Origin of the sequence: Bacteroides sp. OF03-11BH, from assembly GCF_003604005.1 — a bacterium.
GTDB classification, from domain to species: domain Bacteria; phylum Bacteroidota; class Bacteroidia; order Bacteroidales; family Bacteroidaceae; genus Bacteroides; species Bacteroides ovatus.
The window spans coordinates 159,408-173,295 of sequence record NZ_QTMW01000002.1; the positions used below are offsets into that span (position 1 = coordinate 159,408).

A 13,888-nucleotide genomic window follows, 5' to 3' on the forward strand; every position below is an offset into this window, starting at 1 on the left:
TAAAGCCTGATGATACACACCGGAATTGTCCAATATCTTTCGGAGATAGATACAAATATCTTCTTGTCTTTCAATGGTATACATTCCCCTTTCTGGGATTATTTCATGAGTTCTTTCACGGGTAAATTCATCTGGATTCCCATGTATGCCACTATATTGTATATTTTATTAAAAAACTTCCACTGGAAAGTAGTAATGTGCTACGTGGCTGCCATTGCACTGACTATCACCTTTGCCGACCAGATGTGCAGCAGCATCATTCGTCCGGTAGTAGCACGTCTGCGTCCCGCCAATCCGGAGAACCCGATTGTAGATCTAGTATATATCGTAAATGGTTACCGCGGAGGAAGCTACGGTTTCCCATCGTGCCATGCCGCCAATTCATTAGGTCTTGCCATGTTTGTCATATTCCTGTTCCGTAAACGTTGGCTAAGCATTTTCATCCTGACCTGGGCAATACTCAACTGCTACACACGTATATATCTGGGTGTACATTATCCCGGTGATTTACTCGTAGGAGGTATTATCGGAGGATTCGGCGGTTGGTTGTTCTGCACTATCGCCCACAAAGCAGCCATCTATCTGGAACCTTCCACCCGCACGAAGAGAAAAGAAATAAAACAATGGTCAGTCACTATTTATGTAGGATTACTGACTATACTCGGTATCGTTCTATACTCCACTATTAAAAGTTGGTAGAACACAACAACACTATTTCGAACTAAAAAGTAAAAGCCCGACACCGTTATCCGATGCCAGGCTTTTACTTTTTTATCCGGGTTTATCAAGCTTTCTTGATATAATCAACAATCCACTGTCCTACTTCTTTCGTTCCGTACTTAGCACCGTCAGCCACCTGGATCTCCGGTGTGCGCACATTCTCATCCAAAGAAGCATCCACCGCTTTACGAATCAATGCACCCTCTTCTTTGCAATCGAAATACTCGAACAACATAGCTACAGAAAGAATCTGTGCCAACGGATTAGCAATATTCAATCCTTTAGCCTGCGGCCATGAACCATGAATCGGTTCAAATACCGGAGTACTTTCACCTGTAGAAGCAGAAGGAAGCAAGCCCATAGAACCACTGATTACAGAACCCTCGTCAGTCAGAATATCACCGAAGGTATTTTCCGTTACCATCACATCGAAGAAAGCAGGTTCCTGAATCATCTTCATAGCTGCATTGTCCACAAACATATAGTCAGTTGTCACTTCCGGATAGTTCGGAGCCATTTCCTGTGCAATCTGACGCCACAGACGGGAAGAAGCCAGCACATTTGCCTTATCAACCACAGTCAGATGTTTTCTGCGCTTCATTGCATATTCAAAAGCTACCTTTAAAATACGTTCGATTTCCGGACGAGTATAATAGTTCGTATCATACGCCTTATCATTATCCTGATACTTTTCACCGAAATACATACCTCCGGTCAGCTCACGGATACAGATAAAATCGGCGTTCTCTACCAGTTCCGCACGCAACGGAGATTTGTGAATCAGGCATTTGAATGTCTGTACCGGACGGATATTGGCAAAAAGTCCCAGTTTCTTACGCATCGCCAGCAAGCCTTGTTCCGGACGTACCTTGGCAGTAGGATCATTGTCAAATTTCGGATCACCTACGGCAGAAAACAAAACAGCATCCGCCTCTTTACAAACCTGATAAGTTGCTTCCGGAAACGGATCGCCTACTTTATCAATCGCATCAGCTCCACAGATTGCATATTCGTAACTTACTTTGTGACCAAACTTCTCGCAAACGGCACTCATCACATCTACACCTTGCACAGAGATCTCCGGTCCGATGCCGTCGCCTGCTAATACAGCAATTTTAAAATCCATAATCGTTTATTCTTCTATTTATATATTCTTATAAAAAACATTCTTCGGGCAAGTTGTTTCTCACTTGCTCTTCTCGTATTCATCTTCGATGAGGTTCAACATCTTCATAGTAGCCTTGATGGCAGCCTCTGTCTGGTCGGCATCGAGTCCGCGGGTACGGAACACCTGCTCATCATAACTCCACGTGATAACTGTCTGCACAAATGCATCTGTACGTCCACCGGGAGGGATGGTTACCGCATAATTGGTCAACATCGGGAATTTACGTCCTAATGTCACCTTATATATTTTACGCAGCGCACGAACAAAAGCATCATACTGACCATCGCCGCCTGAACTCTCTTCGTACTCTTTTCCGTTGATTTCTATCTTCAACGTTGCCATCGGTTTCAACCCATGAGCCAGATTCACAAAATAGCTCTTCAGTTTAACCTTCTCACCCACTGCTCCATGTTTCAACACATCCGAAACAATGTACGGCAAATCTTCCTGTGTAACCAGTTCTTTCTTGTCGCCCAACTCGATGATGCGTTCCGTTACCTTGCGCATAGCATCTTCGTCCAGCTCCAATCCGAGATCTTCGAGGTTCTTACGGATATTTGCTTTACCGCTTGTCTTACCCAATGCATATTCGCGCTTGCGGCCAAAACGTTCGGGAAGCAAATCATTGCAGTAGAGATTATTCTTATTATCCCCGTCGGCATGCACTCCGGCCACTTGCGTAAAGACATTCTCACCTACAATCGGTTTATTGGCAGGTATCACAATTCCCGAATAAGACTCCACTACCCGGCTGACATCATTCAAACGGCTTTCGTCGATATTTGTCACCGCATTGAAATGGTCTTTCAGGATAGCCTGCACACTTGCGAGAGGAGCATTTCCTGCCCGTTCGCCCAGTCCGTTGATGGTGGTATGCAGTCCTTTTACACCGCTTAATACAGCTGCAAGCACATTGCTCACTGCCAAATCATAGTCATTGTGCGCATGGAAATCGAGATGAGTATTCGGATAACGTTTCTTCATCTTCCGCATATACTCTATCACTTGCAAGGGATTCAAGATACCCAGCGTGTCAGGCAACATATAACGCTTGACACTCGTCTCTTGCAATCCATCCATCAACTGGAATACATATTCGGGAGAATCCTTGATACCGTTACTCCAATCTTCCAGATAAACATTGACGGTTATATCCTGTTCGTCGGCATAATGCACCACATTAATGATATCTGCAAGATGTTCTTCCGGTGTCTTTTTCAGTTGTTGCGTACAATGCTTCAGTGAACCTTTGCAAAGAAGATTAATCACGCGACAACCGGTACGCTGAATCCAATCGACAGAAGTATGCCCGTCAACAAAGCCGAGCACTTCCACTTTATGGAGCAGATTACGACGGGCCGCCCAGTCGCAAATCATCTTCACGGCTTCAAACTCACCGTCCGACACACGCGCCGAAGCAACCTCCACCCGGTCTACCTTTAAATCTTCTAACAGTAAACGGGCGATCATTAGTTTCTCATGAGGCACGAAAGATACTCCGCTGGTTTGTTCACCATCACGGAGCGTTGTGTCCATGATTTCTATTTTCACGCCTTCTTTTCCCATTCTTCTATTTTATCTTTATTGCTCAACAAGAAATCGATATCGTCCAATCCGTTCATCAAACAAAGTTTCTTGTAAGCATTGATTTCGAAATGTTCACTTTTACCTGTCGCCTTGTTGGTGATGGTCTGTTCGGGAAGGTTCACTTCCACTTCCATCTTCGGGTCCGCTTCTATCGAATCAAACAACTCCTGCAGAAACTCCTCGGTAACAACCACCGGCAGCACAAAGTTGTTCAACTCATTATTCTTATGAATATCGGCAAAGAAACTGGATACCACCACGCGGAAACCATATCCTGCAATAGCCCAGGCAGCGTGTTCACGGCTGGAACCCGAACCGAAGTTTTTTCCTGCCACCAATATCTGTCCGCTATAAGTAGGATTGTTCAACACAAAATCCTTGTTCAGGGAACCGTCAGCATTATAACGCCAGTCACGAAAAAGATTATCACCAAAGAATTTTTCTTCACGAGTGGTTGCTTTCAGGAAACGTGCCGGAATGATCTGGTCAGTATCTACGTTTTCTAAAGGAAGAGGTACACAAGTACTTGTTATTATATTAAATTTTGTCTTAGCCATCGTCTTATTTACAATTTAATGATTTACGAATTACGGTTAAATTACATCAGCTCTCTCGGATCGGTAATCACACCTGTCACCGCAGCAGCGGCAGCTACCAGCGGACTAGCCAGCAAAGTGCGTGCACCGGGGCCCTGACGTCCTTCGAAATTACGGTTGCTGGTAGATACCGAATACTTTCCGGCAGGAATCTTATCATCGTTCATTGCCAGACAAGCAGAACATCCCGGCTGACGGATAGCAAATCCGGCTTCCGTCAATATCTTGTCGATTCCTTCCTTACGGATCTGTGCGTCTACCATCCATGAACCCGGAACCAGCCATGCAATTACATTCTCCGCTTTCTTACGACCTTTCACGATGGAAGCAAATGCACGGAAATCTTCAATACGACCGTTTGTACAAGCACCAAGGAATACATAATCAATCTTCTTACCCAACAAAGATTCACCCGGTTGGAATCCCATATACTCCATTGATTTCTTGAACGAAACCTGTGCAGCTTCACTCATTCCTTCCATAGTAGGAATATGCTGTGTGATTCCCATACCCATACCCGGATTCGTTCCGTAGGTAATCATCGGTTCAATATCAGCCGCTTCGAAACGGACTTCTTTATCAAACACGGCATCATCATCACTCTTCAATGTCTTCCAATAAGCCAAAGCCTTGTCCCATGCTTCGCCTTGCGGAGCACTTTCACGTCCTTTGATATATTCAAAAGTCACTTCATCCGGAGCAACCATACCACCACGCGCACCCATTTCAATAGAAAGGTTGCAAAGGGTAAGACGTCCCTCCATTGTCAGATTGCGGATAGCCGAACCTGCATATTCCACGAAGTAACCCGTAGCACCACTGGTAGTCATCTTAGACATCATATACAGAGCCACATCCTTTGCAGTCACCCCTTTACCCAGTTCACCGTCTACAGTGATACGCATTGTTTTCGGTCTCGACTGGAGAATACATTGTGAAGCCAGCACCATTTCCACCTCGCTCGTTCCGATACCGAAAGCAATCGCTCCCATTGCACCGTGAGTAGAAGTGTGAGAGTCACCGCAAACAATCGTCATTCCCGGCAAGGTCAAACCACGTTCGGGACCTACCACATGAATAATACCATTCTTCGGATGCATCATGCCGTAGTGTGTCAGACCAAAATCCTTCGCATTCTGCGTCAGCGTGTCCACCTGCGTTTTAGAAATCGGATCTTCAATCTCCTTATCCTGATCGTGTGTCGGTGTATTATGGTCGGGCATACAAAATACCTTTTCGGGACGCAATACTCCGATTCCACGTTCACGCAATCCCGCAAAAGCCTGCGGACTAGTCACTTCGTGACAATATAACCGATCAATATAAAGCTGTGTAGGGCCATCTTCCACAGTAGTCACCACGTGGGCATCCCATATCTTATCAAATAATGTATTCATCTGTTTATTTACTATTTTACTAATTACTATTTACTCTTTCAATCAATCTCTGTAATACCAAACCGACTGTCAATCTCTTTTTTACGATTTGAATTTGTTAATACAGTCGATGTAGGCTTCTACCGAAGCAGCAATAATATCTGTATTGGCACCAAAACCATAATAAATCTGGTTATCGTATTCTACCTGCATGTGCACTTTACCTACATCATCACTTCCCTTACTGATAGCCTGAATAGTAAACTCTTTCAGAGTCATGTGGCGTTCTACAATCTTTTTCAATGCTTTGATGGCAGCATCTACCGGACCATTACCACTGGCACAAGCTTCAAACTTCTCACCGGCAATATTCAATCCCAAACTAGCTACCGAACGAACACCGACACCACTCGTCACCTGCAAGTAATCCAGTTTGATACGATGGTTCTGGCTACGGTCTGCACCTGCCAATACTAAAATATCATCATCATTAATATCTTTCTTCTTATCAGCCAACTTCAGGAACTCATCATATACCTTATCCAGTTTTTCCTGATCCAGATTCACTCCCAATATAGAAAGACGATTTTTCAATGCAGCACGTCCGCTGCGGGCAGTCAATACGATAGAGTTATCATCAATACCCACATCATGCGGATCGATAATCTCATACGTCTGTACATTTTTCAATACGCCATCCTGATGGATACCTGAAGAGTGTGCGAAAGCGTTACGTCCAACGATTGCTTTATTGGGTTGTACCGGCATATTCATCAGGCTGGATACCATACGGCTGGTCGGATAAATCTTCTGCGTATTGATATTGGTTTGAATATCTATTTCGTGATGGCTCTTAATAATCATGGCGATTTCTTCGAGAGCAGTATTTCCTGCACGTTCGCCAATACCGTTGATGGTAACTTCCACCTGACGCGCACCGTTCAAAACACCGGCTATCGTATTGGCAGTAGCCATACCCAAGTCATTATGACAGTGAGTAGAAAGTATGGCATTATCAATGCCGTCTACATGGTCAACCAAGTATTTTATCTTGGCGCCATATTCTGAAGGCAAGCAGTAACCTGTTGTATCAGGGATATTCACTACGGTAGCTCCCGCTTTGATGACAGCTTCTACCACACGTGCCAGATATTCGTTATCCGTACGGCCTGCGTCTTCTGCATAAAATTCCACATCGTCTACAAAACGGCGGGCATATTTCACAGCAGCTACTGCACGTTCGATAATCTCTTCACGATTCGAATTGAATTTATATTTAATGTGCGAATCAGAAGTACCGATACCGGTGTGAATACGTTTATGTTTAGCAAATTTCAGTGCATCTACGGCTACATCAATATCTTTTTGAACTGCGCGGGTCAAAGCACAGATAGTAGGCCAAGTCACCGCTTTTGAAATCTCAATTACTGAATTAAAATCCCCCGGGCTCGAAATGGGGAATCCGGCTTCAATCACGTCTACTCCCAACGCTTCCAATGCCTTTGCTACCTGAATCTTTTCTACTGTATTCAACTGGCATCCCGGAACCTGTTCACCATCTCTAAGAGTGGTATCAAAAATAAATAACCTATTGTCCATATTCTTATGTATATTATATAATTATTAGCATTAAAAAAAGCCTTTCACACTTGGAAGTGAGAAAGGCTTTCGTATATTTTCATTTATACACATTTACGCGCAGCACTCACTTCCACTAACCTTTGATAGTAGAATAATAATACCGCATAGTAGAATATGTATAAACATCTGATTCATTTCTTGTCTCTTTTATTAGTTTGACGGTGCAAAGGTATGGATTATTTCTTTACCACCAAATAATACGTTACTTTTTTATCGAAAAAAATATCATTTCATAAGTTAAAGCCGATTATTAGCAAAAATGTATCACGAATAAAGCGATATGTTTATTAAAACAGAAAGAGGGAGTAGAATGTTTGAACCATTCTCTCCCTCTCCTTCTTTATTGTTCTAAATCAATAGATTACTTCTTATCGCAACATTCTTTCTTTTCTGCGCAATCAGCTTTTTTGTCGCAAGCAGTAGCACAAGAGTCCTTAGCCTGGCAGCAAGAATCAGTTTCAACAACAGCTTCCACTGTTTCTACAGTTGTCTCTTCACCTTCAGAAGCAGCGTTAGTAGTTTTGTTACCAGTACAAGACATCATTGCAAAAGAAAATGTTACTGCTACAGCAGCCAAAAATAATTTAGTTTTCATACCTTTTAAATTTGCTTTAAACGTTTAATAAAATAATTGTCGGTCGCAAATATAGCACTTTTTTCGCAAAGTACCAAATGACAGAAGCCCCTTGACTCAAAATGAATCAAGGGGCTTCTTAAAAAACGGCGGCTACCTACTCTCCCACTGTTACGCAGTACCATCGGCGTGACGAGGCTTAACTTCTCTGTTCGGAATGGGAAGAGGTGGAACCCTCGTGCTATAACCACCTGAATAAGGTTATGACATGATGAAAAGTAAAACTTCAGTGTCTAGCAAGCTAAACGTATATACCCAACCGGTACATGTTCGAAAGAAAGTGAACGGGCAATTAGTAATGCTCGGCTTTGATGTTACCACCTTTACACCTGCATCCTATCAACGTCATCGTCTTTGACGACCCTAAGAAATCTAATCTTGTGGCTGGCTTCGTACTTAGATGCTTTCAGCACTTATCCAATCCCGACTTAGATACCCAGCAATGCACCTGGCGGCACAACTGGTAAACCAGCGGTCAGTCCAACACGGTCCTCTCGTACTAGTGTCAGAGCCACGCAAATTTCATACGCCCACGATAGATAGAGACCGAACTGTCTCACGACGTTCTGAACCCAGCTCGCGTGCCACTTTAATGGGCGAACAGCCCAACCCTTGGGACCTTCTCCAGCCCCAGGATGTGACGAGCCGACATCGAGGTGCCAAACCCCTCCGTCGATATGAGCTCTTGGGAGGGATCAGCCTGTTATCCCCGGAGTACCTTTTATCCTTTGAGCGATGTCCCTTCCATACGGAAACACCGGATCACTATGCTCTAGTTTCCTACCTGATCGACTTGTCTGTCTCCCAGTCAAGCGCCCTTATGCCATTACACTCTACGGACGGTTACCAATCGTCCTGAGGGCACCTTTAGAAGCCTCCGTTACACTTTTGGAGGCGACCACCCCAGTCAAACTACCCACCAAACAGTGTCCTCGTATCTACGAGTTAGAACTCAAATAATCAAAGGGCCGTATTTCAACAGCGACTCCACAAATACTGGCGTACCTGCTTCAAAGTCTCCGGCCTATCCTACACATCAATTACCCAAATTCAATGTTAAGCTATAGTAAAGGTTCACGGGGTCTTTTCGTCCCATCGCGGGTAATCGGCATCTTCACCGATACTACAATTTCACTGAGCTCACGGTTGAGACAGTGTCCAGATCATTACACCATTCGTGCAGGTCGGAACTTACCCGACAAGGAATTTCGCTACCTTAGGACCGTTATAGTTACGGCCGCCGTTTACTGGGGCTTCAATTCAATGCTTCTCTTGCGATGACATCTCCTCTTAACCTTCCAGCACCGGGCAGGTGTCAGGCTGTATACGTAATCTTTCAATTTGGCACAGCCCTGTGTTTTTGTTAAACAGTTGCCTGGACCTATTCTCTGCGCCCAACTCTCGTTGGGACCCTTTATCCCGAAGTTACAGGGTCAATTTGCCTAGTTCCTTAACCGTGAATCACTCAAGCGCCTTAGTATATTCAACCCGACTACGTGTGTCCGTTTGCGGTACGGGTACCTTAAAGATTAAGTTTAGCGGATTTTCTTGGGAGTATGCTTACACGCACTATTACCTTATTCCGAAGAATTTGGTATACTATCAGGTTCGACTCTTATCCCGGATTTGCCTGGGATAATCAACATCTACACCCTTCAACGGACTATTCCGTCAGTCCGCGGCGCTGTCACTCCTCCGTCTCCACGTCACTCCTTAAGGTAGTACAGGAATATTAACCTGTTCTGCCATCGGCCTCACCGTTCGGCTGAGCCTTAGGACCCGACTAACCCTGATCCGATTAGCGTTGATCAGGAAACCTTAGTCTTTCGGCGAGGGGGTTTCTCACCCCCTTTATCGTTACTTATACCTACATTTGCTTTTCCACACGCTCCAGCAAAGCTCACGCTTCACCTTCGACGCAGAGTGGAATGCTCCCCTACCGATCCTTACGGATCCCATAGCTTCGGTAAATTGCTTGATGCCCGATTATTATCCACGCCAAACTCCTCGACTAGTGAGCTGTTACGCACTCTTTAAATGAATGGCTGCTTCCAAGCCAACATCCTAGCTGTCTTAGCAATCTGACTTCGTTAGTTCAACTTAGCAATTATTTCGGGACCTTAGCTGATGGTCTGGATTCTTCTCCTTTAGGACATGGACCTTAGCACCCATGCCCTCACTCCTGGGATCGAACTACTGCGCATTCGGAGTTTATCAAGACTTGATAGGCGGTGAAGCCCTCGCATCTTATCAGTCGCTCTACCTCACAGTAGTAATTCCCAAGGCTGCACCTAAATGCATTTCGGGGAGTACGAGCTATCTCCAAGTTTGATTAGCCTTTCACCCCCACCCTCAGTTCATCCGGAAGCTTTTCAACGCTTATCGGTTCGGTCCTCCAGTTAGTGTTACCTAACCTTCAACCTGACCAAGGGTAGATCACTTGGTTTCGCGTCTACTCCTTCCGACTAATCGCCCTCTTAAGACTCGCTTTCGCTTCGGCTGCGGATCTCAAGATCCTTAACCTTGCCGGAAAAAGTAACTCGTAGGTTCATTATGCAAAAGGCACGCCGTCACTGCTGAAGCAGCTCCGACCGCTTGTAGGCGCACGGTTTCAGGGACTATTTCACTCTTCTATTCGAAGTGCTTTTCACCTTTCCTTCACAGTACTGGTTCGCTATCGGTCTCTCGGGAGTATTTAGCCTTACCGGATGGTCCCGGCAGATTCACGCAAGATTCCTCGTGTCCCGCGCTACTCAGGATACCACTACGCTTCATTTAGCTTCGAATACCGGACTATCACCGTCTATGGTCCCATTTTCCAAAGGGTTCTTCTCACTAAACTTCTTGCGAGAGCGTGGTCCTACAACCCCAATATTGCCGTAACAACATTGGTTTGGGCTAATCCCCGTTCGCTCGCCACTACTAGGGGAATCATTATTATTTTCTTTTCCTACAGGTACTAAGATGTTTCAGTTCCCTGTGTTAGCCTCTTGCTATGCAAGATGTCATTCCTTCAGAATGACGGGTTGTCCCATTCGGAAATCTTCGGATCAAAGGTTATTTGCACCTGCCCGAAGCTTATCGCAGCTTATCACGTCCTTCATCGCCTCCGAGAGCCAAGGCATCCGCCATGCGCCCTTGCTTACTTTCTTTCAAACGTTTTATTCTCGTACTGGTATTGGTAGTGGAATTGCTTCCTTCTATCAATATTGCGTACTCGAACACGTACGGTTTGATATATACTTTTAGCTCTTACTAAAATTTTACTTTTTGTACATCATGTCAAAGATCGTTTCTCTTTTTCAGAGATCGTGGAGAATAACGGATTCGAACCGTTGACCCTCTGCGTGCAAGGCAGATGCTCTAGCCAGCTGAGCTAATCCCCCAAGAGGTTATTCAAGAATTTTGTTTTTTAGCTTTTAGCTTTTAGCTTTCGCTGTTCCTCATTCTTGAGCTTGGTAGTCCCAGGCAGAGTTGAACTGCCGACCTCTACATTATCAGTGTAGCGCTCTAACCAACTGAGCTATAGGACTAGTTCAACCTTGTCTACCTGTATGTTAGACTCGGCTTCTTTTTTCTCTTGTTTATCTCTATCTATACTTCTATAGATGGTTGATCTATATGTTATAAATAAACAAGTACCAGTAGTACAAAAAACAGAACCTTTAAAGTCTTTAAGTGGCTGCCACGTTTTGTGACAGTTACGGCATCGCTCCAGAAAGGAGGTGTTCCAGCCGCACCTTCCGGTACGGCTACCTTGTTACGACTTAGCCCCAATTACCAGTTTTACCCTAGGACGCTCCTTGCGGTTACGTACTTCAGGTACCCCCGGCTTTCATGGCTTGACGGGCGGTGTGTACAAGGCCCGGGAACGTATTCACCGCGCCATGGCTGATGCGCGATTACTAGCGAATCCAGCTTCACGAAGTCGGGTTGCAGACTTCGATCCGAACTGAGAGAGGTTTTTGGGATTAGCATCCTGTCACCAGGTAGCCGCCTTCTGTACCCCCCATTGTAACACGTGTGTAGCCCCGGACGTAAGGGCCGTGCTGATTTGACGTCATCCCCACCTTCCTCACATCTTACGACGGCAGTCTCTCTAGAGTCCTCAGCATGACCTGTTAGTAACTAAAGATAAGGGTTGCGCTCGTTATGGCACTTAAGCCGACACCTCACGGCACGAGCTGACGACAACCATGCAGCACCTTCACAACAGCCTTACGGCTATACTGTTTCCAATATATTCTGTTGCAATTTAAGCCCGGGTAAGGTTCCTCGCGTATCATCGAATTAAACCACATGTTCCTCCGCTTGTGCGGGCCCCCGTCAATTCCTTTGAGTTTCACCGTTGCCGGCGTACTCCCCAGGTGGAATACTTAATGCTTTCGCTTGGCCGCTTACTGTATATCGCAAACAGCGAGTATTCATCGTTTACTGTGTGGACTACCAGGGTATCTAATCCTGTTTGATACCCACACTTTCGAGCATCAGTGTCAGTGACAGTCTAGTGAGCTGCCTTCGCAATCGGAGTTCTTCGTGATATCTAAGCATTTCACCGCTACACCACGAATTCCGCCCACCTCTACTGTACTCAAGACTCCCAGTTTCAACTGCAATTTTACGGTTGAGCCGCAAACTTTCACAACTGACTTAACAATCCACCTACGCTCCCTTTAAACCCAATAAATCCGGATAACGCTCGGATCCTCCGTATTACCGCGGCTGCTGGCACGGAGTTAGCCGATCCTTATTCATATGGTACATACAAAATTCCACACGTGGAAAACTTTATTCCCATATAAAAGAAGTTTACGACCCATAGAGCCTTCATCCTTCACGCTACTTGGCTGGTTCAGGCTCTCGCCCATTGACCAATATTCCTCACTGCTGCCTCCCGTAGGAGTTTGGACCGTGTCTCAGTTCCAATGTGGGGGACCTTCCTCTCAGAACCCCTATCCATCGTAGTCTTGGTGGGCCGTTACCCCGCCAACAAACTAATGGAACGCATCCCCATCGATAACCGAAATTCTTTAATAAAAATATCATGCGATATTCGTATGCCATCCGGTATTAATCTTTCTTTCGAAAGGCTATTCCGGAGTTATCGGCAGGTTGGATACGTGTTACTCACCCGTGCGCCGGTCGCCATCTTCAGTTTGCAAGCAAACTAAAATGCTGCCCCTCGACTTGCATGTGTTAAGCCTGTAGCTAGCGTTCATCCTGAGCCAGGATCAAACTCTTCATTGTAAAAGTATTTTTTATCATCGGTTAAGATGACTTTTTTGCTCTGTTCAGGACGCCGTAAATTTATTGACCTTATTCAAACACCTATTAGTCTTAACTGTATCGCTACTGAATAAGACAAGTATTGACGGTTCTATTTTTTACTTGTACTACTTGTATTGTTTATCAATATTTCAAAGAACTAACGTGGCTTCCGCCGCGCCTGCTTTCTTTGCGAAAGCGGATGCAAAGATAAGGACTTTTTCAGATAACCTCCAAACTTTTTTCAAAGTTTTTTTGTTTTTATTTTCTGTGGCCTTCATCTTATAGCAGAATGTCAATCATTAGGCTCTGTCTCTCTAGCAAAGCGGGTGCAAAAGTAGACAACTTATCTATAACATCCAAATATATCTGACTATTTTTTCTAATTTTTTTTAGATATCCGCCCTAACTTACTGAATCATAACGATGTTGTAGAACATATTTTTCTTCATATATGTTACATCTATATGAAAACAGGCCGGAAATGGTACATTATTATATTACATACGCGCGTGTAGAGCAAATAACAAAAAGATATTCGCAAAGAGAGGGTAAAAAGAGAAGTACTCTTAAAGAAACAAACTAAAAAATAGATTTCTACAGGACAAGAACACATAAAAAAGTGAGAATAGCTATCTGTTATCACTCTACTTTAGTTTATAATTCGCTCCTACTAATCAATAAATAAATTACTATCCTAATTTCAGCATACAGGTATCTTTCTTTATAAGATATGCCACTTCATAGGCTTTCTTCTTATGTTCAATATCCATTTGCTTAGTAGTTGGCAAGGGCTCACTGCAGTGAACAAATAAGCTATCAGATGTAAACAAATAAGCTAACGATAGTAAACAAATTCGTTCACTGCAGTGAGCCGTTAAAAGACATTAGGGCTTATCAG

The 13,888-nt window shown here is 44.4% G+C and carries 7 protein-coding genes, 2 tRNA genes and 3 rRNA genes; 1 reads left to right on the forward strand and 11 read right to left on the reverse strand.

Going from position 1 to position 13,888, the window contains the following annotated elements; translation table 11 throughout:
• The first annotated feature begins 9 nt into the window (after positions 1 to 9).
• Positions 10 to 699 carry a phosphatase PAP2 family protein gene (locus DXA54_RS02350; RefSeq protein ID WP_004301114.1) on the forward strand — a complete coding sequence of 230 codons (690 nt, stop codon included), beginning with the start codon at positions 10 to 12 and terminating at the stop codon, positions 697 to 699.
• Positions 700 to 784: 85 nt separating this feature from the next.
• On the opposite strand, the gene leuB is transcribed toward DXA54_RS02350, so the two are convergent.
• The 11 genes from leuB to DXA54_RS02405 form a co-directional block, all read right to left on the reverse strand.
• Positions 785 to 1,846 carry a 3-isopropylmalate dehydrogenase gene (gene leuB, locus DXA54_RS02355; protein WP_118219971.1) on the reverse strand — a complete coding sequence of 354 codons (1,062 nt, stop codon included), beginning with the start codon at positions 1,844 to 1,846 and terminating at the stop codon, positions 785 to 787.
• Positions 1,847 to 1,906: 60 nt separating this feature from the next.
• Positions 1,907 to 3,454, reverse strand: a complete 1,548-nt coding sequence (locus DXA54_RS02360) for an alpha-isopropylmalate synthase regulatory domain-containing protein (protein ID WP_008651988.1) — start codon at positions 3,452 to 3,454, stop codon at positions 1,907 to 1,909.
• Entirely contained in the window at positions 3,436 to 4,032 is a 597-nt protein-coding gene (leuD, locus tag DXA54_RS02365) for a 3-isopropylmalate dehydratase small subunit (RefSeq protein ID WP_004307192.1), read from the reverse strand. Before leuD ends, DXA54_RS02360 begins: the two co-directional genes overlap by 19 nt.
• 41 nt (positions 4,033 to 4,073) lie before the next feature.
• Positions 4,074 to 5,468 carry a 3-isopropylmalate dehydratase large subunit gene (leuC, locus tag DXA54_RS02370; RefSeq protein WP_004301124.1) on the reverse strand — a complete coding sequence of 465 codons (1,395 nt, stop codon included), beginning with the start codon at positions 5,466 to 5,468 and terminating at the stop codon, positions 4,074 to 4,076.
• An 81-nt stretch (positions 5,469 to 5,549) separates the two neighbouring features.
• Entirely contained in the window at positions 5,550 to 7,046 is a 1,497-nt protein-coding gene (locus tag DXA54_RS02375) for a 2-isopropylmalate synthase (protein ID WP_004301125.1), read from the reverse strand.
• Between the two features lie 403 nt (positions 7,047 to 7,449).
• On the reverse strand, positions 7,450 to 7,683 hold the full coding sequence (locus DXA54_RS02380; RefSeq protein WP_004307193.1) for a hypothetical protein: 234 nt from the start codon (positions 7,681 to 7,683) through the stop codon (positions 7,450 to 7,452).
• A 123-nt stretch (positions 7,684 to 7,806) separates the two neighbouring features.
• Positions 7,807 to 7,917: ribosomal RNA gene (gene rrf / locus DXA54_RS02385) — 5S ribosomal RNA — on the reverse strand.
• A gap of 77 nt (positions 7,918 to 7,994) precedes the next feature.
• Positions 7,995 to 10,874, reverse strand: a 23S ribosomal RNA gene (locus DXA54_RS02390).
• A 160-nt stretch (positions 10,875 to 11,034) separates the two neighbouring features.
• Positions 11,035 to 11,108, reverse strand: a tRNA-Ala gene (locus tag DXA54_RS02395).
• Positions 11,109 to 11,178: 70 nt separating this feature from the next.
• Positions 11,179 to 11,255 (reverse strand) — tRNA-Ile (locus DXA54_RS02400).
• Positions 11,256 to 11,440: 185 nt separating this feature from the next.
• Positions 11,441 to 12,969: ribosomal RNA gene (locus tag DXA54_RS02405) — 16S ribosomal RNA — on the reverse strand.
• Together the 16S, 23S and 5S rRNA genes with 2 tRNA genes alongside form the textbook arrangement of a ribosomal RNA operon.
• Positions 12,970 to 13,888: the final 919 nt, after the last annotated feature.

Excerpts from the sequence above, each read along its gene's own strand:
- DXA54_RS02350 (WP_004301114.1), top strand. The coding sequence starts at position 10 with ATGATACACACCGGAATTGTCCAATATCTTTCGGAGATAGATACAAAT.
- leuB (WP_118219971.1), bottom strand. The coding sequence starts at position 1,846 with ATGGATTTTAAAATTGCTGTATTAGCAGGCGACGGCATCGGACCGGAG.
- DXA54_RS02360 (WP_008651988.1), bottom strand. The coding sequence starts at position 3,454 with ATGGGAAAAGAAGGCGTGAAAATAGAAATCATGGACACAACGCTCCGT.
- leuD (WP_004307192.1), bottom strand. The coding sequence starts at position 4,032 with ATGGCTAAGACAAAATTTAATATAATAACAAGTACTTGTGTACCTCTT.
- leuC (WP_004301124.1), bottom strand. The coding sequence starts at position 5,468 with ATGAATACATTATTTGATAAGATATGGGATGCCCACGTGGTGACTACT.
- DXA54_RS02375 (WP_004301125.1), bottom strand. The coding sequence starts at position 7,046 with ATGGACAATAGGTTATTTATTTTTGATACCACTCTTAGAGATGGTGAA.
- DXA54_RS02380 (WP_004307193.1), bottom strand. The coding sequence starts at position 7,683 with ATGAAAACTAAATTATTTTTGGCTGCTGTAGCAGTAACATTTTCTTTT.